At 59.4% G+C, this 18,046-nt stretch carries 20 protein-coding genes and 1 pseudogene; 10 read left to right on the top strand and 11 right to left on the bottom strand.

The window, feature by feature from the left end:
• The first annotated feature begins 11 nt into the window (after positions 1 to 11).
• From HB376_RS10500 to HB376_RS10475, 7 genes and pseudogenes are all read left to right on the top strand, one after another.
• The gene (locus tag HB376_RS10500) at positions 12 to 1,148 is read left to right on the top strand and encodes an FAD-dependent oxidoreductase (RefSeq protein ID WP_213763596.1); all 1,137 of its coding nucleotides are present in this window, start codon (positions 12 to 14) and stop codon (positions 1,146 to 1,148) included.
• Positions 1,141 to 1,434 carry a (2Fe-2S)-binding protein gene (locus tag HB376_RS10495; protein WP_213763595.1) on the top strand — a complete coding sequence of 98 codons (294 nt, stop codon included), beginning with the start codon at positions 1,141 to 1,143 and terminating at the stop codon, positions 1,432 to 1,434. The genes HB376_RS10500 and HB376_RS10495 overlap by 8 nt, the downstream gene beginning before the upstream one ends.
• A 34-nt stretch (positions 1,435 to 1,468) precedes the next feature.
• A pseudogene (locus tag HB376_RS40905) lies at positions 1,469 to 1,546 on the top strand (hypothetical protein); the annotation flags it as partial.
• Positions 1,518 to 2,882, top strand: coding sequence for an NAD(P)/FAD-dependent oxidoreductase (locus HB376_RS10490; RefSeq protein WP_346730477.1), 1,365 nt, complete (start codon positions 1,518 to 1,520; stop codon positions 2,880 to 2,882). The pseudogene HB376_RS40905 and the gene HB376_RS10490, both read left to right, overlap by 29 nt.
• An 88-nt stretch (positions 2,883 to 2,970) precedes the next feature.
• A complete protein-coding gene (locus HB376_RS10485) occupies positions 2,971 to 3,753 on the top strand; it encodes an ABC transporter substrate-binding protein (RefSeq protein ID WP_213763593.1) in 783 nt (260 codons plus the stop codon).
• 393 nt (positions 3,754 to 4,146) lie between these two features.
• The gene (locus tag HB376_RS10480) at positions 4,147 to 4,338 is read left to right on the top strand and encodes a hypothetical protein (RefSeq protein WP_276572810.1); all 192 of its coding nucleotides are present in this window, start codon (positions 4,147 to 4,149) and stop codon (positions 4,336 to 4,338) included.
• Entirely contained in the window at positions 4,322 to 4,489 is a 168-nt protein-coding gene (locus HB376_RS10475; protein WP_255631268.1) for a hypothetical protein, read from the top strand. The genes HB376_RS10480 and HB376_RS10475 overlap by 17 nt, the downstream gene beginning before the upstream one ends.
• A gap of 667 nt (positions 4,490 to 5,156) precedes the next feature.
• Here the strand turns inward: HB376_RS10475 and HB376_RS10470 are convergent.
• The 5 genes from HB376_RS10470 to HB376_RS10450 form a co-directional block, all read right to left on the bottom strand.
• Complete coding sequence (locus tag HB376_RS10470) at positions 5,157 to 5,798, bottom strand: DUF1109 domain-containing protein (RefSeq protein WP_213763592.1); 642 nt, start codon at positions 5,796 to 5,798, stop codon at positions 5,157 to 5,159.
• Between the two features lie 328 nt (positions 5,799 to 6,126).
• The gene (locus tag HB376_RS10465; RefSeq protein ID WP_213763591.1) at positions 6,127 to 6,630 is read right to left on the bottom strand and encodes a DoxX family protein; all 504 of its coding nucleotides are present in this window, start codon (positions 6,628 to 6,630) and stop codon (positions 6,127 to 6,129) included.
• 5 nt (positions 6,631 to 6,635) lie between these two features.
• Positions 6,636 to 7,415: a DNA-binding domain-containing protein gene (locus HB376_RS10460; protein ID WP_213763590.1), complete on the bottom strand. Its 780-nt coding sequence runs from the start codon at positions 7,413 to 7,415 to the stop codon at positions 6,636 to 6,638.
• Positions 7,405 to 8,313, bottom strand: coding sequence for a DUF692 domain-containing protein (locus HB376_RS10455; protein WP_255631267.1), 909 nt, complete (start codon positions 8,311 to 8,313; stop codon positions 7,405 to 7,407). Before HB376_RS10455 ends, HB376_RS10460 begins: the two co-directional genes overlap by 11 nt.
• 46 nt (positions 8,314 to 8,359) lie before the next feature.
• Positions 8,360 to 8,671 carry a DUF2282 domain-containing protein gene (locus HB376_RS10450; RefSeq protein ID WP_213763588.1) on the bottom strand — a complete coding sequence of 104 codons (312 nt, stop codon included), beginning with the start codon at positions 8,669 to 8,671 and terminating at the stop codon, positions 8,360 to 8,362.
• Positions 8,672 to 8,919: 248 nt separating this feature from the next.
• Here HB376_RS10450 and HB376_RS10445 point away from each other — a divergent pair, with 248 nt between their 5' ends.
• The 3 genes from HB376_RS10445 to HB376_RS10435 all read left to right on the top strand — a co-directional run bounded on the left by HB376_RS10445 (position 8,920) and on the right by HB376_RS10435 (position 12,212).
• Positions 8,920 to 9,306, top strand: a complete 387-nt coding sequence (locus tag HB376_RS10445) for a thioredoxin family protein (protein ID WP_213763587.1) — start codon at positions 8,920 to 8,922, stop codon at positions 9,304 to 9,306.
• Positions 9,306 to 10,034: a cytochrome c biogenesis CcdA family protein gene (locus tag HB376_RS10440; protein WP_213763586.1), complete on the top strand. Its 729-nt coding sequence runs from the start codon at positions 9,306 to 9,308 to the stop codon at positions 10,032 to 10,034. Before HB376_RS10445 ends, HB376_RS10440 begins: the two co-directional genes overlap by 1 nt.
• A gap of 99 nt (positions 10,035 to 10,133) precedes the next feature.
• Positions 10,134 to 12,212, top strand: coding sequence for an FAD-dependent oxidoreductase (locus HB376_RS10435; RefSeq protein WP_213763585.1), 2,079 nt, complete (start codon positions 10,134 to 10,136; stop codon positions 12,210 to 12,212).
• A gap of 212 nt (positions 12,213 to 12,424) precedes the next feature.
• Here HB376_RS10435 and HB376_RS10430 read toward each other — a convergent pair whose 3' ends face one another.
• From HB376_RS10430 to HB376_RS10405, 6 genes are all read right to left on the bottom strand, one after another.
• Positions 12,425 to 13,114: a haloacid dehalogenase type II gene (locus HB376_RS10430; protein ID WP_213763842.1), complete on the bottom strand. Its 690-nt coding sequence runs from the start codon at positions 13,112 to 13,114 to the stop codon at positions 12,425 to 12,427.
• 146 nt (positions 13,115 to 13,260) lie between these two features.
• Entirely contained in the window at positions 13,261 to 14,355 is a 1,095-nt protein-coding gene (locus HB376_RS10425) for an enolase C-terminal domain-like protein (protein ID WP_213763584.1), read from the bottom strand.
• A gap of 140 nt (positions 14,356 to 14,495) precedes the next feature.
• A complete protein-coding gene (locus tag HB376_RS10420) occupies positions 14,496 to 15,413 on the bottom strand; it encodes a 2-dehydropantoate 2-reductase (protein WP_213763583.1) in 918 nt (305 codons plus the stop codon).
• 107 nt (positions 15,414 to 15,520) lie between these two features.
• A complete protein-coding gene (locus tag HB376_RS10415) occupies positions 15,521 to 16,357 on the bottom strand; it encodes an alpha/beta fold hydrolase (protein WP_213763582.1) in 837 nt (278 codons plus the stop codon).
• Between the two features lie 61 nt (positions 16,358 to 16,418).
• Entirely contained in the window at positions 16,419 to 16,982 is a 564-nt protein-coding gene (locus HB376_RS10410) for a TetR/AcrR family transcriptional regulator (protein WP_213763581.1), read from the bottom strand.
• A gap of 156 nt (positions 16,983 to 17,138) precedes the next feature.
• Complete coding sequence (locus HB376_RS10405) at positions 17,139 to 17,987, bottom strand: SDR family oxidoreductase (protein ID WP_213763580.1); 849 nt, start codon at positions 17,985 to 17,987, stop codon at positions 17,139 to 17,141.
• Between the last annotated feature and the right edge of the window lie 59 nt (positions 17,988 to 18,046).

Genomic DNA, 18,046 nt, shown 5'->3' with positions numbered 1-18,046 from the left:
AATCTTAGGCGATGCACTCGTTGAGCGCCGCCGGCAACTTCGACGTCGTGGTCGTCGGCGGCGGGCTCGTGGGCATGGCTATCGCATATGGCTTGGTGCGCGAGAAGCTGCGCGTAGCGGTCTGCGACGGCGAGGACACGTCGTATCGCGCGGCACGCGGCAATTTCGGACTGGTATGGGTTCAGGGCAAAGGCGGGCGCTGCCTGCCATACGCGCAGTGGTCGCTCGAATCGTCACAACGCTGGTCGGCGTTTTCCGCGCAATTGATTCGCGAAACGGGTGTCGATCCCGCGTTCGAACGTCCGGGTGGTTTCGAACTGTGCGAGACGCAAAACCAATTTGCCGATGCCCAGGCTTTGCTCGCGTCGCTGCATGGTCGCGATGCCGGGCTCACCTACGAGGTTTTCAGCACCCCCGAGTTGCGTCGCAGGATTCCGGCGGCATCGCCCGAGTTGACGGGGGCGCTCTATTCCCCGAACGATGGCCACGCCAACCCCCTCACTACGTTGCGCGCCATGCACGCGGCGTTTCAACTGCGCGGCGGCGCCTATTTGCCGGGGCGCAAGGTATCGGAGGTTCGGGCGCGGGTGGGTCACTTCGAGATTGTCTCGGCAGAGGGTGTTTTAGAAGCGGGGCGGGTGGTTCTCGCCGCCGGCCTGGGCAACGCCGAGCTCGGCCAGATGCTCGGTTTCGATGCGCCGATCAAGCCGCTGCGCGGCCAGATCATGGTGACCGAGAAGCTCGCGCCATTCCTCGCGTATCCGACGCTCGTCGTGCGTCAGACACGCGAAGGCTCGGTGATGATCGGCGATTCAGCCGAGGACGTCGGTCTGCACGACGGAGTGAGTACCACCGTCATGGCCGATATTGCCCGTCGCGCGCAGAACGCGTTTCCCATGCTCGCCCACGCGCGCATTGTCCGCAGTTGGGGCGCGCTGCGCATCATGACGCCGGACGGATTGCCGGTCTATGAAGAATCACCGACGCATCCCGGCGCATTCATCGCGATCTGCCATAGCGGCGTGACGCTCGCCGCGACCCATGCGGATCGCATCGCGCCGTGGATTGCGGGCGGCGCGCGACCCGCCGCGCTGGACACGTTCAGTAGCCGTCGTTTTCACATTCAACCCGGACCGATCCATGTTTGAACTGCTGCCGCTTTCAGAAGGGGCGAAGGTTTGCGTCGATATAAACGGAGAGGCGCATGTCGTTTCCGGGCATTTGAACGTTGCGGCCGCGATGCTCGAGGCGGGACTGCAGGCGTGCCGTGCGACCCCCATCAGCGGCTTGCCACGTGGCCCGTTTTGCATGATGGGGGTGTGCTTCGATTGCCTTGTGGAAATCGATGGCGTGCCCAATCAACAGGGCTGCATGGTGCAAGTCCGCAATGGCATGCGAATCCATCCGATGCACGGCAAAGCGAGGATCGCATGACCGGTGACGCTAGCACAGGGACCGGCGCGGCCCGCTGCGACCTCCTGATCGTGGGCGCCGGCCCGGCCGGGATGGCAGCGGCCATTGCCGCACGCCGGTACGGCTTGTCGGTCGTCGTCGCCGAGGAGGGCATGGCACCGGGGGGGCAAGTCTATCGGCAGGCCAGTGACTCGCCCCTGGCCGATGCCAGCCTGCTCGGGCGCGACTACGCGCATGGCAGACCGCTGATCGAGCGTTTCAGGCAGAGCGGCGCGTCGTTTCTTCCGCAGACGCTGGTCTGGCAGATCGGTAAGGATGGCGAAGCGATGCTGACACGCCGTGGCGATTCTCCTGGCACGCTGCGAGTTCAGGCAACCGCAATCCTCCTCGCCACCGGCGCGCAGGAGCGGCCATGGCCTGTGCCCGGCTGGACGCTTCCCGGCGTCATGAACGTGGGCGCGGCGCAAACCCTACTCAAGTCGGCCGCCCTGGTTCCCGGCGCGGATACGGTGATTGCCGGAAGCGGGCCGTTGCTGTGGCTCTACGCATCTCAACTGATCCGCGCGGGCCGTTCGTTTCGCGCAATCGTCGATACAACGCCGGAAGGCGCGTACTGGCGTGCGATGCCGCAATTACCGCGTGCGCTGCGTGCAACGAGTTATCTGGCGAAAGGTTTGCGCATGATGCGGGACGTCCGCCGCGCCGGCGTAAGTATCTATCGCTCGGCGCAGGCAGTGGAAGTGCTCGGAGAGCAGCGCGCCGAAGGCTTGCGCTTTCGCGTGGGCGCCAAGACGCATGAAGTCGCGGCTGGCCTGGTACTGCTGCATCAGGGCGTGATCCCCGGGACGAACGTGAGTCGATCCGTCGGCTGCCGGCATCGATGGAGCGAGGCGCAAGCGTGCTGGCATGCCGAAGTCGACGCTTTCGGCCGTACGAGCGTACCGCTTATATGGATTGCCGGTGACGGCGCTGCGATTGGCGGCGCGCAGCTTGCCGAATGCGATGGCGAAATGGCCGCGCTTGATATAGCGCGGGTGCAGGAACGGATCGATATGGCCGCGTTCGAGCACGCCATCAAGCCAATCCGCGCCCGGCGTGCGCAGCACGCTGCAATCCGGCCACTGCTCGACGTTTTGTACACGCCGCCGCGCGCGCAGCGCCTCCCCGCCGACGATGTCATCGTCTGCCGATGTGAGGAAGTGACAGCGGGGGACATCCGCAAGATCGCTGGACTGGGCTGCACCGGCCCGAACCAGATGAAAGCGTTTTCTCGCTGCGGCATGGGGCCGTGCCAAGGCCGCTGGTGCGGCAACACAGTCACAGAACTGATCGCCGATGCACAAGGGCGCACTCCTGGCGACGTCGGTTATTTCCGAATCCGTCCGCCGGTGAAGCCCGTGACGATCGCCGAAATCGCGGCAGCCGTTCCCGCTGATGCTGTCCTGCATCGAGGCGAGTTCCCAAGTTGACGACATCGGATCATTAACTGAATGGCCAGAGACAGAGTTATCAACAGCGACTGCAGTTTCTTTATCCTTTCCCTGCCGGAGTAATGCAATGAAAACAAGCCTCAAATTGAGTGTTTCCGCCGCGCTGCTTGCGTTGTCTTGCGTTGCATCGGCGAAGGACTGGACGACGATCCGCATTGGTGTGGACCCGACCTATGCGCCATTCGAATCGGTGGCGCCGGATGGTCGTGTCGTGGGATTCGACGTGGATCTGGGCAATGCACTTTGCGCCAGGCTCAAGGCGAAATGCGTCTGGGTACAAAGTAGTTTCGATGGTCTCATTCCTGGCTTGCAGGCGCGCAAGTTCGACGTGATCCTCTCGTCGATGGCCGCCACGGCAAAGCGACGCGAGCAGATCGATTTCACGAACCGGCTGTATCGCAATCAGACGAAACTGGTGGCGCGCAGGGATTCCGGCGTGAAGCCGGAGGCGTCGTCATTGCAGGGCAAGCATATCGGCGTCGAGCAAGGTACTGTGCAGGAAACCTACGGACGCGAGAAATGGGCGCCATCGGGCGCGCAGATCGTTTCCTATCAGAACTACGATCAGGCATACGACGATCTGACCACGGGCCGGCTTGACGGGGTGCTGATGGACGCGGTCCAGGGCAAGCTCGGCTTTCTGGATACGCCGCGTGGTAAGGACTACGCTTTTGCTGGCGATACGGTCTACGACGCGACGATCATGGGCGACGGCGATGCTGCAGGTATTCGCAAAGGTGATTCCGATCTCCGCGACGCGCTGAACACAGCCTTTGCCGGTTTGCTCGCCGACGGCAGCTACAAGAAGATCGAAGCGCGTTACTTCGACTTCGACATGTATGGCAAATAAAATGCGCAGACGGGCGGTGCCTTCGACCGCGGAGGCGCTCGACTTTCGTGGAAAGCATTGTCTCTTTCATTATTGAGAGTTTGCTCTGGCTCGACACGAGCTACGTCTTGGCATGCCAAGAGTTCCGTCCCGCTGATTCCGATGCAAAGCCGATGTATCTTGGCCAGGATGGAGTCGGTGGGAGCGGTCCAGACAAACGTGTTGCAGTTGTCGCCTACGGAGAGACGAATTGGCCGATTCGCTTGATCGGTCGCCTCGTCGTTTGGCGTGCATGTCCCGAAAGCAACCAAGCTCTATCGAGCGCTTGCTGACCAATTTCTCGCACCCGGTTGTAGTGCCCGGAAATCTTCAAAACTCGGATACGAGAGGAAGAACTAACTCGAAAGCGCGCAGGTGGCGAAGCTGAAGGCTGCATTAACCGATAAGCTCGGCCGGCCGATCGACGTGAACGTGAATGTCGGCCCGGCGCGTCGCACGGCCGCCGCGGTCGATGCCGCCACTCGCGCGCAGCGCCAGCAGGAGGCGGAGCAGGAGTGCAAAGGTCGTGCGAGCCTTCGCCGCAAAAATTTTGCGAAAGCGATTTGACGAATCGACTGCTGCATTGCGGGCAGCGACATTCGTTCAGTTGGTGCTAGGCGACGCATATCTGGAACTGTCAATTGGCTACACGGTGCCCGATGTTGACGCGCGTTTTGCGCTGCTGATCGACGAGGCGATGGCGGCTGCACTTCGCTAAGGAGCGCCGCATAAGAGTCGGGCCACTGCAGGCGGAGGGCATCGTGTTCATTGGACCGCTGGGGTGAATGAGGAAAGTGAGGAATTGTTTGATCAAGGCAAACCCACTGTTGTTGCAAAGATGCCCAGGGCACAGACCAGCGACATATCAATTGCAGTCATACCCCCGACGACTATCACCGGTCGCCCCGAATCGCCAGCGCAGTGACCGCGGAGAGTTTCGGCGCTGGAGCCATGCGTCAGCATAGCAAGCACACGAACCGTCTCCGGAGTGAATCATGGATTCCCGATGCGAGCGAGGACCCAGGCAATGGCATCTGGCCAGCCAATTCTGGCGATCAAGAGGGCCGTTAATCTTTCAAGGTTCCCAAAGATGGGGTTAGCCCGACTCATCGGCACGCGAACATTGCGAAGAGGGTGCCCCTGTGGTTGCTCTATCGGGTGTTTTGGCTCGGGTGGTCGTGGTCGGCCTGATCGCGGTGGGCCAGGTATCCACACTCGTCTTCGTTGCGGCCAAATGCTCGATCAGCATGTACAACCCATATGCGTAGGTCAGGAAGGCTGATTTTCTACGGCATGATGCGGCCTCCTGTCTCCTGTCTCCTGTCTCCTGTCTCCTGTCTCCTGTCTCCTGTCTCCTGTCTCCTGTCTCCTGTCTCTAGGCTGGGTTACCACCGCAGATAGACCGGAGCAACCGCAGCACCTATACCGGTGGTTATGACAATCGCCAGTACATACCAGATACCCCAGAACGGCACAGACATCTCTGAACAATAAAGGGAATACACAAGCAGGCCCTGCGCACCAGCGAGCAGTCCAGCGCCCGCGCCAGCCAGCATAAGGCGAGTAGGGGCGAGGCCCTTCATGGCCTGCATCACAGCGGCAAGTGATGGCAGAGACAGCAGAACGACATTCGCTGTGGTGACACGCCATGTTGTCCCCAGCATCAGTTGCAGACGATAGCCTGGTGGTGTCGCGAGCAGAATAAGAGTGGCCACGAGCAACATGGTCATGAAGGGCAGTGCGACCGCGAACCATGCAAGCTTGAGCGGCGCGCCGGGACGGCCAAGACGTGCAGCGAGTTTCATTGCAGTTGCAAGGGTCGCCATTGGGAACGCAAGTCGTATCCAGAACGTCGTCGTCAGTATCAGTTCCGGCATGTCGCTGCGAATACCGTAGAGCACGACCAGCAACGCCATGCTGGCGGTCAGGCCGACTATCAGCGCCCGGTTGAGCCTCTTCGAAACAGCATTGGACTCGATGGGAATCAGTTCATTAGCTAGCCGAAATATCAGCTCTCCGGTTTTCATTTCGCCTCTTCGTGTCGAATCTGGGCCCGTGTTCGTTTGACAGGACGGTGGCTACCGGGGGCTTACCACACGTGCCCGTTTCTTTCTCAAACATCAATTTTTTGGCGTTCCGCCAGGTACTCCGGCAGAGGAGAAGTCCAGACATCATCGTCGGTAATTGCACGAAGGACGGGTTGGAAGCTCGCGGTTGGCTCAGCCAGCAACACTCGGGTCGCGTTCTGCGACGGCGGCTGTTCCCCAGCAGTTTGCCGTTCCAAGTTGACAACGTTTCGAACCTGACATCCCCGGATAACCACATCGCTTGCCCGGGTCAGATGTATTCGCCGGGTCACGACCTGAACGACTTGTCACCAAGCAGATAGTCAATCGATATCAGGCCCGGGCCCCAGGCTGCAATTCCGAGCGCCATCGCCACCCAGGTCAAGTGGATCGGCCAGCCGTCGGGTACAGTCAGTTCGATGATGCACGTCATCAGTATCAAGCCGACTGCGGCGAACCGGGTTCCGAAGCCAAGTACGAGCAATACGGGGAATGTCACCTCACCGCAGCCCGACAGAAATGCAAAAACCGCTGGGTGGGGAAAGGGATAGGGACCACCAGGGAGATGTAACTTGAACTCTTCCGTGAACAGGTAGACAGCCGTATCGTTCAGTTGAAGGAATCCGCGCCATTTGAGAATGCCCGATTTCCAGAACGGCACGGCCAAAGCAAGCCGCAGCATCAGTTGAACGAGCCACGGTTGCGCGAGCCGCTGGATCAACCGCTTCGCAGTGCCAACCGCGGATATGACAACGCCTGGAAAGGGAAGTCTTACTTCTTGTTGGTTCGACATCTTGATCAATCTCCATGTTGAACGGCGGTAAACACGCCGGCTGAGATCATCCCTGCCAGGTTGGCCTGGAGATCGAAGGAAGGGGTTTCCTGAAATGCGGCTGCGATCGCTTCACCCAGTGACGCGCCCTCGAGAAGACTGATGAGGAATGCCGCGCCACCGGCCGGCAGGCGCGATACCACCACGTCCTGCTCCGGTCGCGTCACGAGTGCATCCTCCGCTTCGCTTGAGCGGAGTGGAGCAACAGGGCCATCAGTCCGGTTCATCGCAAAGATTGCGACGGCCGGATAGGGTGATCTCACAATCCGCGCGGCGGGGTGCGGCTTGAAACGCACCGCCGCCAGCGACGTTGGCTCAATATTTCCCAACGCCTCGGCATCAAGCACGGGCAGGTCAGCAGCGTGATAGGCATCCAGCCACGCCCGCTCGATGCGCGCCGCATCCGCCAACCACGGCATGTCGCGGGCATATTCGTAGGACTCGATGAACGCGGGAAAATCCCGCCCGTACTCAAACAGCAACGGAGAAGCAGGAGGCGTCGCGCGAACGTGGAAACGGGCCATCGCCCTGAAGAAGTCGACGCCGGTGATGCGCTGGATAGCAGGATAGATAGCCGCGAGTGCGTCGATCAGGCTGACCGTGACGTTATTGCGGTAGACGTTATAGCGATTGATTACGCCTTTTCCCGACGTGGCGACCACACCTTCTGATGCCACGACTGCTGGGTCCGTCAAACCGGGTGCAAACGCTGCGGCGTACTCGCACGGGCAACTTTCAGACGTCATGGCTGACCTCCTCGACGAGTGACAATCCGTGTTCTGCCATGATCCGCCGGGCCGTCAGCGCCTGAGCCCGCAACACGGGCCAGTCCGGAAGGTTGCTATCCCATTCGATCAGCGTTGGCCTCGGTCCGATACGCGATACGACATCCCTGTAAAGCTCCCAGACGGAATCGGAGATGGCACGATCGTGGCTGTCTATGAGCAGCAGCTCGTTCTCGTCGTCGTGTTGCTCGCTATGTCCGGCCAGATGGATCTCCCCCACCTGTTCAAGTGGGAATTCGGCAAGGTACGCTGAGGCCGAAAAGCCGTGATTGTTTGCCGAAACGAAAACGTTATTGACGTCCAGCAACAGACTGCAGCCGGTACGTTGCGAGACCGCCCGGATGAAGTCGGTTTCGCTCATTGTCGAGGAAGCGAAAGCGACATACGTCGACGGATTCTCCAGGAGGATGGGGCGTTTGATCGCCTCCTGGACCTGGTTGATATGTTCGCATACCTTATCGAATGTGTTTTTCGTGTACGGCAAAGGCAGCAGGTCGTTGAAGAATTTCCCGCCGTGTGAGGACCACGCGAGGTGCTCGGATACCAGCGTCGGCTCGTATCGCGCCACCAGATCGCGAAAGCGCGCGAGATGAGCCACATCCAGTGCTTCCGGCCCGCCAATCGACATGCACACGCCGTGAATGGAGAGCGGATAGTCCTCGCGGATGGTTGCAAGCGCCCGATGTGGTGGGCCGCCGGCGCCCATATAATTTTCCGCATGAACCTCGAAGAATCCGTCGTTCAGTCCGTCCGCAAGAATCGCAGACAGGTGCTCATGCTTGAGACTGGTACCGGCGAGCCCGTGGGCGCCAGGCGGCGCGTGAAGGGGGCGGTCTGGTTCGCCAACTGCCGTTGTCATCGTGGAATTGTCCATGGCCGCCCCATCTCTCTTGTCGTTCGCCGGATCAGGACTTCATCGGGGTGAGCGAGCCGTGGCCGCCACCCGGCACTTCGATACTCGCGCACGTGCCGCCCTGAACGAACTTCCACGAGTTACCCTGGAAATCCATCGCGGACGTACCCTGACACGTCGTGCCGGGACCGGCGGCGCAGTCGTTTTGCCCCTTCAGCGCGACTCCATAGCACTTCTCCTTGTGAGCGGCAACGGCAGCGCTTGCTTCGGCTTGTGTGAGCGGTGCTGCGTGGGCAACTGATGCAAGCAAGCTCGCGACAACGCCGGCGAGCAGGGTGGCACTAACAGTGGTTTTTGCAGACATTGAATCTCTCCGATAGTTGGGATGGAAGGTACCCGTGCTGGGTACATCATCTATTTCGCGGGCCACAAATGTTTGGTTACAGGGGAATCGTTTTTTTTTGCTTTCGACCGATCGAGCCGAGGCCGGATTGCGCTCGCCTTCAAATTGCGCACAGTTTATTTTTTCGATGCGCTGTAACCCGCCTCGTCTCATCGACGAATTTCCGTTTGGAGGCTTTACTTACGGACTGAACACAGACGGACGACATAATGAAACCGATCATTGGACGAGCAGCGCTGGCATACCTGTTCTTGGCGCTCGCGAACATCGCGTACGCCGGCGAGGTGCCCTACAACAAGACCCAATTCGACGAGCAGATTGCAGCCGGCAAGCCGACAGTCGTATATCTGCATGCGGCGTGGTGCCCGACCTGCAAGATCCAGCAGCCGATAGTCGACCGGTTGTCATCCGATGCTGAATTTAAATCGCTGACTGTCTACGAGGCGGATTACGACACGGAAACCGCATTGAAGAAGAGCCTGCGGATCACCCAGCAGTCGACCTTCGTCGTCTTCAAGGGGGGGCACGAGGTCGCGCGGTCTACCGGCGAGACCACTGAACGAGCTATCCGCAAGACGTTCGAAGCGGCCCTGTGATGGACTTCGGGCCAGGCACCTACGCGTTGGGTTTCGTAGCTGGGGTCGTATCGGTGCTGTCACCGTGCGTGCTACCGCTCGTCCCGATTCTCATCGCGTCCGCGTTGTCGAAACATCGCTTCGGCACGCTTGCGTTAGCAGGCGGCCTTGGCTTGTCGTTCGCAGCCGTCGGCACGGTGTTCGCCAACCTTGGCGTGAATGTGGGACTCGACCCGGAGTTCCTTCGCCGTGTCGCGGCCGCGGTGATGACCGTGTTCGGGATTGTCATGTCGTCCACGCGTCTTTCCGCCGGGTTTGCGGTGCTGGGGTCACGGGTGGGCAACATCGGGCAGGGCGCGCTGAGTTCCTTGAGCGGGGACAGTCTTGCATCGCAGTTTGGCATCGGGCTTGTGCTCGGTTTGGTCTGGAGCCCGTGCGTCGAACCGACGCTAGGTGCCGCCACGACGCTCGCCGCGCAAGGCCGCCACCTGGGACAAATAGCGTTGCTGATGATGGTGTTCGGCTTGGGCGCGGGTGCGCCACTGGTGCTGCTCGGTGGTGCCTCTCGCGTGTCGCTGCTTCGGTCCCGCAGGCCGCTCGCATCACTGGGTAGTGTATCGAAGACCGCGCTCGGTTTGGTCTTTGTCGTGCTGGGAGTCTTTGTTCTTCTGGGGTATGACCGCCATGTAGAGTCCGCGCTGCTGTCCGTTTCGCCGATGTGGCTGACCCGGATGACTACATCGATATAACCCCGCTGCGAGATGTATTCGGTTTAAGCGAGTGCGTCCGATTTATTCATAATAATTCGATATCCTTATCATTAAATTACTACCCGGAGTCATATCATCATGATCCGAGAGACTTTCAATCGCGTGTCGGGACTTACCGCGTCGACACGCGCGATCTGCATGCCATGGTTGCTTTTGATTGCGAGGGTCTGGTTCGGACAGGTCGTGTTCGTCCATCGGATCATGACGATGGCAGAAGGGGCTCACTCAGGCGGCGTTTCGAGTGTTCTCCATGCGCCATCTGGTATCGCGGCCTTGCTGCACGTTATTGCGCCCTTATTGCTCAGCGTGGGCTTCCTGACGCGACCAATAGCACTGGTGTTTTTCGCTCAGACAGTGTTGGGCGGCTCCGCCATGAGTTCGGGTGCGATCGGTGTCAAGGTCGCCTTGCTAGGGTGGTTGGTCGTCAGCGGGCCGGGCGTGCTTTCGGTCGACCATCTTTTAAAGCGTGGCATGGCATCCTTCCCCTCCCGGCTATTGCAGCTTGGCGACCGGCTTTACGACGCGATCGAACGAAGCGGAACGCCGGTTGCCTTGCTCGCCGTTCGCATCGCTCTCGCGGTGTCGATTGCCGACTATGTTTCGCCGGTCTTTTCACACGCCGGTCTCTTGATGTTCGGTGTACCTGCTTTAGTGTTGATTCGGCCAGCTTGGTTAGCGATCACGATAGCAGCTGCGCTCGCGCTGGGAGTGGGTACACGCTTCGCCGCGCTGATCTTCGCGCTGACGATTTCCGTTGCGGCAATCGGGATGTCGACGGACGACAGGCTCGCGATCCTCTTGCTGGTGCTCGTGGTCGCGATAGCCGGAGGGGGTCTTCTCTCACTCGACCGTTTGCTGAGTCGTTGGTTACGGGCCCTCACCAGGCCAGCACGGAAGCTCGCCGGCGCATTGCCGCATGTCGTCGTCGTGGGCGGTGGCTTTGGCGGGGTCGAGACGGTGCGGGGCCTCAGTCGTCTGCCATGCCGCGTCACACTGATCGATCAGCGCAACCATCATCTTTTCCAGCCCTTGCTCTATCAGGTGGCCACCGCTGCATTGTCGCCCGCCGACATTGCGACACCGATCCGGGAACTCTTCCGGAACCAGCGCAACGTGCGCGTCCAACTCGCCGAAGTAATTGGTGTCGATACCGCCGCGCGGGAGGTGTCGACCGGAAGCGCACGAGTGCCGTTCGACTATCTCGTGTTGGCCACCGGTGCGCGGCACGGTTATTTCGGCAAGGATGCGTGGGCGCAGTTCGCGCCGGGTCTCAAGAACATCGAAGACGCAACGTCGATTCGCAGCCGCCTGTTACGGGCTTTTGAAGAGGCAGAAAACGCCGCCGATGAAGACCAGCGTAACGCCTGGATGACGTTCGTCATTGTTGGCGGAGGGCCAACCGGCATCGAACTCGCCGGTGCGATCTGCGAGTTGGCGCGTCATGGCATGAGCGATGAATATCGTGTCATCGATCCGGCCAACGCCCACGTCATCCTGTTGCAGTCGGCGGACCGCGTATTGCCCACGTTCTCTGCCGCCTCGTCGGCTGCGGCAGAACGCTCGATGAAATCGCTCGGCGTCGACGTCAGGCTGCGCTCCAGAGTGCTGTCGGTCGACCGTGCCGGTGTGGACATACACGGACAGCGCATCCCCGCGCGCACTGTGCTCTGGGCGGCCGGTGTGGCGGCGTCGGCGGCGGCTCAATGGCTTGGGCAGGATACCGACTCATCGGGGCGGCTGGCTGTATCGGCGGATCTGTCGGTACCAGGTCTGGACGGAATATTCGCGCTTGGAGATACCGCGTTGTCGATGGGATGGAACGGGGCGGCCGTGCCTGGACTGGCGCCCGCGGCCAGGCAGCAGGGCCGCTATGTGGCGCAAGTGATCAGCGCGCGATTGTGCAGCGCGCCTACGCCGGCCCCGTTCCAATATCGACACGTGGGCAGTCTCGCGACCATAGGGCGCCAGGAAGCGGTCGCCGAATTCGGCCGCTTACGTCTATGGGGTGCACCCGCCTGGTGGTTCTGGGGCGTGGCACATATTTCGTTTCTGGCCGGCGGCCGCAATCGCTCTACCGTGCTGCTTAACTGGATCTGGGCTTATCTAACCTATCGACGTAGCACGCGCCTGATCATGGATGAGCGTATCGGCCGTTAGCCTCCGCAAAAATGCAAAAATTGCTTCGAATAGCTCTGGTTAGAGATATGTGTTCGCTGCTGTAACCCGCTGGTCCAGAAGTCGAAATACTCGGTGACGCCCAACTCCGTCAAGGTTTGACTGCCCAGGAGGAATTGGGAATCGACTACGCGTCGCACCTTTCGATCCGAGCCATGGATGTTGTCTGAACTGGCTTCGGGCGTCAGGCACCACTATGTGGCTGCGGGCGTCAATGCCGCAAGATCAGGCAGCGCATCGAGGCTCTGTACGATGTATTGTGGGACCTGGCCAAGGCGGTCAAACGTGTTGCCGGCGCGATTTACCCAGCAAACGGAATAGCCAAAGTGACGAGCTCCGGATGCATCCCATGCATTCGACGACACGAACAGGAGTTCGGAGCGATGTAGTTTCAGCTTCTTTTCACCTAGCTCATAAGCGTGCGCATGCGGCTTGAAAACCTTGACTTCCTCAACACTGATCAGATGATCGAATAGAGGCATCAAGCCGGAATTATCAACGACACTTTGAATCGAGTTCACCGATCCGTTGGAGAGAATGGCAAGTTGCAACCCCTGCGCTCGTAGAGTTTGCAACGTTGACCGTACCTCGGGATAGGGTTTGATTCTCAGGTACTCATCGCACAGGGCTTCGTGCTGATCCGCCGGCAAGCCCAGCTTCATGTTCTCGCCTACAAAAAGCAGCGCGTCGGAGGTGGCCTGTTCGAATGGAATGTACTGCCCCATCAAGCTGCGCAACCATGTGTACTCCAACTGCTTTTGACGCCAGAGCACGCTGATCTCCCGTCCACGTCCGGGAAAGTACTGGTCACAAAGCCCGGCGACCGAGTGAACATCGTACAACGTCCCATATAGGTCGAAAACTACACCTCTAATCTGTTTCATGGATGCACCTGTCATCGTCGAGAGAAGTACGTTCAGGAAGATGCGACTTTTTGCCGGCAGTGCCGGCGCGAAACATTCATCGCGGGATGCCCCAGGCGTGAGGGCGTGAAGCACGGTCATAACCTGAGAGGTTCGTGTCGCAATGCCTAGTCAAGGCGGTATCGCGCAACAGCATCGTCGTTCCAACTCAGTCCGTTGCCGGGGCGGTCGGGAATGACGGCGCTTCCGTCAACGAGCTGTAAAGGTTCCTGGAGGATGGGATTTGCCCAATCAACGTATTCCAGCCAGTGTCGCGTGGGGGTCGCAGATAGAAGATGGGCGCTAACCTCAGGGAACAGGTGCGAGGAAACTTCCTTGCCGCTGGCAGATGCCAGACCACTGGCCAGTTGCCATCCGCTGACTCCGCCAATGCGATCGAGGTCGAACATCAGGAAATCAGTCGCCTCCGATTTCAGCGCATCGAAAAGTGGGGGCAGTCCGACAAGGTTTTCACCCAGCTGAATCGGTGTCTTCGTAGCGTCGGCGATCATCGCGGCGTGAGAGAAATCATCGTGCCGGATGGGCTCCTCGATCCAGTACACCCCTTCACCATCGAGCGCAGGGCAGTACTGCATAGCCCGCGCGGGCGTGAGTGCCTGATTGAAGTCGGTCATCAGGCTGATTTCATCAGGGATGCGTTTTCGTACCTCACGGATGGCCGCCAGGTCGTCCGAGAAACTGGCACGACCGAGGCGCATCTTGATTGCGCGGAAGCCGCCAGACAAAAGTGCCTCGGCCTCGTCGGCAACTTCACCTGGCGCCATCAATCCGAGTCCGTTGCTGTTGTATGCAGGGACCGGGTCGCATTTCCCGCCAAGCAGTGCTCCGAGTGGCATTCCCGCCGAAATTGAAAGCGCGTCCCACGCGGCGACATCAACGGCGGACGCGATCATGCACAGGGGTCCGTACAGACCCGTCAGCTTGAAATATTTCGACATCAGGCGCGCCAGTTCGAGCGGCACCACCTTTTGGCCCGCGAGAGAATCGCTGAGCGATTTGACAATCACCGGCAACGACTGCGCTACCGACTCGAGATAGCAGAACGCATAAGCGTGTCCGGTAATGCCTTGCTCAGTTTCCAGCGATACCAGAAGCAGGGGCGCATTCCGGATAGTTTGCGCGCTCGTACCAAGAGGTCTTGCCATCGGCACGGAAACCGCCGTCGACGTAATCGCACGTAGCGTCAACTGTTCAACATTCATCTTTTCGTCTCCTGAAGGTCGTCACCGCATCGAACTGCCCATCGCTGGCTCGATGCCTTTCGCCAAGGTTCTTGTATCTCGTCGCCGTGTGCAAGGCAGGCCGCCAACGCGAAGGCAAGCAACTCGCCTCGAGTGGGTGTCTACTTTCCGGCTGCGTGGAGTGTCAGGATATCGGTGATCGCATCGTTCTTGGGCGTCGGAATGTTGAGTTGCGCGCCCAGTTCGGATACGCCACCGCTGAGCCATGGCAGTTCCATGCGATTGCCGCGCTCAAGATCCCCGTGCATCGATGAAGTCATGGTAGGCGGTAAGGTGTCACAAAACGCCAGGCGGTCTTCAGCGAAGTCGGGTGGAAGATCGATGTTTCGGGCGTGCGCGACGGCGACGGCTTCCCGCATGACTTCCAGCAGGAATGCCCGCGTTCGGGGGTTGTCGCGGATGGGACCGATGGGCTTTCGGACTGAAGATGTCGTGCCTGATAGTCCAACGAGGAAAACGTATTTTTCCCAGATTAGCTGACGGATGTTGTCGCTGATCTCTGCCGTGATTCCCGCCTTCACGCACGCTGCAAGAAACTCTTCAACGCGTTGCAAACGGCGTCCGTCGTATTCACCAAATACAAGCTTCTGTAGCGTGCCACTATGAGTAACGACTCCTGGCTCCGAAATGACAGACGCGATGTAGCTGACGCCACCCAGCAGTGCATCCGCCGGCAGATGCGCTGCAAGAGCCTCGTCCTTGTGCACGCCGTTCTGAAATGAAACGACCGCTGCACCGCGGTCCGTCAGGGTCTTCAGCGATTTCGCGGCTGCCTCGGTATCCCAGAGTTTCACGGCAACCACGACGAGGTCGGCTTCTTCGACCTGGTCCACGCTGTCGACAACCTTCGGATCCCGTATTGTGACGTCGCCCAGAGGGCTGATGACACGCAGGCCGTCCTTGCGCATCGCTTCGAGATGCTTGCCGCGCGCGATAAACGTGATGTCACTGCCGGAAGCGGCAAGGCGCGCGCCAAAATAACCGCCGACGCCGCCAGCGCCTAACACTGCAATTTTCATATCTCGTACCTCCAGGAATAATCACCGGGAATGGTGATGGGAAAAGACTGGTTACGAAGAGTAGATGCGTCGTGACAGGGTAAGTGCCATGTCGCGTTCCTTCTCTCTCACAACCGCGTTTTCACGAAACGGATGATCAACTGTGCAAGGCGATCCGGCGTGTCTTCAGGTAGAAAGTGACCTGCCTCCTCGATCACTTCCAGTTCCGCATTCGGCATTGCTTTGGCGAGTCTCTGGCCATACGGCAACGGCTGGAACGTGTCGTGGGCGCCCCAAACCAGAAGCGTTGGCATTTGCAGCCGTTCGATTTCCCAGGCGCGGGTCGATAGTTCCTCCGTGCGGAGCGCCCTGGCAGCTCTCAGGTACGCTTGCCGACCAGTCACACCTTGGAACGGGCGTTCATACTCAGCGACCAGCTCGGGAGTCACTTTCTCCTGCTGAGCCATGCCGCTTCGAAGGCCTTTTGCGAGCCCCTTTCGCAGATCGAACCCTTCTGCACCGAGTATTTCGTCCCATACGGGATCTTTCAGGCGCGCAATACCGGGTTCAGGGAAGGAGTCGTACGCGATGCTGTCCACCAGCACGAGACCACGCACATACTGCGGACAATTCAGCGCAAGTAATTGCGCCACACCTCCACCGATATCGTGCCCGACGACTACGCCACCGTTCCAGCTCAACTGTTGAAGTAGCCCCTCGATGATTCGTGCCTGCGACGCAATTCCCAGATCGGCGCTTTCAGGCTTCGATGAATCGCCGTAGCCAAGCAGATCAGGCGCAACGCAATTCAGACCGGCCTCACTCAGGGGCCCGAGGACATCGCGCCACAGATGCCTGCTTGTGGGGATCCCGTGGAGCAACACGATTGATGGATCAGGGCCAGTGGCGACGTAAGCGATCTGGCGGCCGTCCAAGTCGAGGAACTTCTCCTGAAGCTGCGTCATGATCTGGCGTCTCCAATCTGTTTATGATCGTACCTATGAGTATGTACAATTTGGCCGAAAATTATTTCTCAACCATCGCGATACGCAAAAATGCCTGGAGTGCACTCCGCATCTTGCCAGCGCGTGCATGCTTCATGGCACGGCTCACCGCAAAGTTCCCCTGCACAATGGAGACGATTAGAAGAGCGATCTGGTCGGCGGGCATGCTGAGTTTCGCGTTGCCCGTCTTTTGTTCATCTTCGAGTATTCCGGTGATGCGCGTTTCTAGATGTCGAAAGTATTGCGCCAACGGCAACCTCAACTCCTCTTCCTGTACCGCCGAGTCCCAGACCAGCCGGCCGACACGGCACCCCAGAAGCGGTTGCTGATTCTGGGCGACATACTTCAGGAATCGGTCGATGAAGCTACCAGGTAAGGCCATCGCGTCTTCGAAATCCTGGATTCGCTCGTCGACCACTTCCTGAATAGCGACGGCCGCCAGTGCCTGTTTGCTGGCGAAGTGATGGTAAAAGCTCCCTTGTCCGGCGTTGCTGCGCTCCTGGATATCGCGCGGACTGGTTGCCTCATACCCTTTCTCCCAAAGCAGCGCTTTGGTCGCCTCAACGATGTCGTCTCTCTTTCCCACAATGCTGGCTCGCTACGGTGAACTGTTATCGACAGAGTAGTAGGTACAGTAATGAGAGTCAAGGACTGCTGTTTCTGGGTGGCCGGATCGGCTCCGAGTTGCGAGAACAAATGGTGCCATGACCCCAGACTGACTCTCGCGTGAGGAGCGGGCGCCTCATGAGATACGGTCGCTATCCATTCCAGCCGTCCCGTCCGTGATCTGACGTATACGACCGGCGAGCATCTGACGGAAGCCGGTCTCCGGCATTGTATGGCGCGCACCAATGACTTCCTTTGCCATGTCGCCGATTACGACGCGTAACGGCGGCGTATCGCTTTCGATCACGCTTGCGACTTCTTGAGCCAGAGCGCTGGGTTCGATTCCATGTTCGCGGGTATTGATCTCAAGTTGCCGCAGAAGCCGCAGGCGCTTCGCGGTGAGGATCGCGTGTTCGGCACGAGGATGATGAAATCCGATGGAGGTCTGCATGCCGTCCGGTTCCATCAGCGTGACGCGGATGCGGGTATCGCCTAGTTCATACTCAAGCGATTCGGAAATCGCCTCCAGCGCGTGCTTGCTCGCGCCATAGACTCCAAGAAACGGAAAGGGAACGACGCCCGCAAGCGAGCTGATGTTGACTATATGACCCGCGCCTTGCGCACGCATGAACGGTAAGACCCCGAGCATCATGCGCAGCGCTCCAAAGAAGTTCGTCTCGAACTGGGCCTTCGCCTCGTCGATATCCGTTTCTTCGATCGCGCCTACGAAGGCGTGACCAGCATTGTTGACGAGAACGTCGATTCGGCCCTCGCGCTCAAGGATTTCAGCGAGACAGGCCCGTACTGATAAGTCGGAACAGACGTCCAGTGCAAGCATCGGCCACGCTGCATCGGTTACTGCATCAGATTTGCGGCTCGTGCCATACACCCGATGTCCCAGCGTTGTCAGCAACTGCGCTGTCGCGTGGCCCAATCCTGAGGATGCCCCAGTGACCAGAACAACCTTGCCTTTCATTTCTTCCATTTTGCTCTCCGGAACCGTCTATTTAGGTACAATGTACGTCAATAGAATTTGAATACGTA

Source organism: Caballeronia sp. dw_19 (assembly GCF_018449515.1).
Lineage (GTDB): Bacteria > Pseudomonadota > Gammaproteobacteria > Burkholderiales > Burkholderiaceae > Caballeronia.
Note: the sequence above shows the minus strand (reverse complement) of the source record. Positions and strands in the feature narration are given on the sequence as shown.

What these genes read in the sequence shown, in the direction of transcription:
- HB376_RS10500 (WP_213763596.1), top strand. Translation starts at nt 12, where the DNA reads ATGCACTCGTTGAGCGCCGCCGGCAACTTCGACGTCGTGGTCGTCGGC.
- HB376_RS10495 (WP_213763595.1), top strand. Translation starts at nt 1,141, where the DNA reads ATGTTTGAACTGCTGCCGCTTTCAGAAGGGGCGAAGGTTTGCGTCGAT.
- HB376_RS10485 (WP_213763593.1), top strand. Translation starts at nt 2,971, where the DNA reads ATGAAAACAAGCCTCAAATTGAGTGTTTCCGCCGCGCTGCTTGCGTTG.
- HB376_RS10470 (WP_213763592.1), bottom strand. Translation starts at nt 5,798, where the DNA reads ATGAAAACCGGAGAGCTGATATTTCGGCTAGCTAATGAACTGATTCCC.
- HB376_RS10465 (WP_213763591.1), bottom strand. Translation starts at nt 6,630, where the DNA reads ATGTCGAACCAACAAGAAGTAAGACTTCCCTTTCCAGGCGTTGTCATA.
- HB376_RS10460 (WP_213763590.1), bottom strand. Translation starts at nt 7,415, where the DNA reads ATGACGTCTGAAAGTTGCCCGTGCGAGTACGCCGCAGCGTTTGCACCC.
- HB376_RS10455 (WP_255631267.1), bottom strand. Translation starts at nt 8,313, where the DNA reads ATGACAACGGCAGTTGGCGAACCAGACCGCCCCCTTCACGCGCCGCCT.
- HB376_RS10450 (WP_213763588.1), bottom strand. Translation starts at nt 8,671, where the DNA reads ATGTCTGCAAAAACCACTGTTAGTGCCACCCTGCTCGCCGGCGTTGTC.
- HB376_RS10445 (WP_213763587.1), top strand. Translation starts at nt 8,920, where the DNA reads ATGAAACCGATCATTGGACGAGCAGCGCTGGCATACCTGTTCTTGGCG.
- HB376_RS10440 (WP_213763586.1), top strand. Translation starts at nt 9,306, where the DNA reads ATGGACTTCGGGCCAGGCACCTACGCGTTGGGTTTCGTAGCTGGGGTC.
- HB376_RS10435 (WP_213763585.1), top strand. Translation starts at nt 10,134, where the DNA reads ATGATCCGAGAGACTTTCAATCGCGTGTCGGGACTTACCGCGTCGACA.
- HB376_RS10430 (WP_213763842.1), bottom strand. Translation starts at nt 13,114, where the DNA reads ATGAAACAGATTAGAGGTGTAGTTTTCGACCTATATGGGACGTTGTAC.
- HB376_RS10425 (WP_213763584.1), bottom strand. Translation starts at nt 14,355, where the DNA reads ATGAATGTTGAACAGTTGACGCTACGTGCGATTACGTCGACGGCGGTT.
- HB376_RS10420 (WP_213763583.1), bottom strand. Translation starts at nt 15,413, where the DNA reads ATGAAAATTGCAGTGTTAGGCGCTGGCGGCGTCGGCGGTTATTTTGGC.
- HB376_RS10415 (WP_213763582.1), bottom strand. Translation starts at nt 16,357, where the DNA reads ATGACGCAGCTTCAGGAGAAGTTCCTCGACTTGGACGGCCGCCAGATC.
- HB376_RS10405 (WP_213763580.1), bottom strand. Translation starts at nt 17,987, where the DNA reads ATGGAAGAAATGAAAGGCAAGGTTGTTCTGGTCACTGGGGCATCCTCA.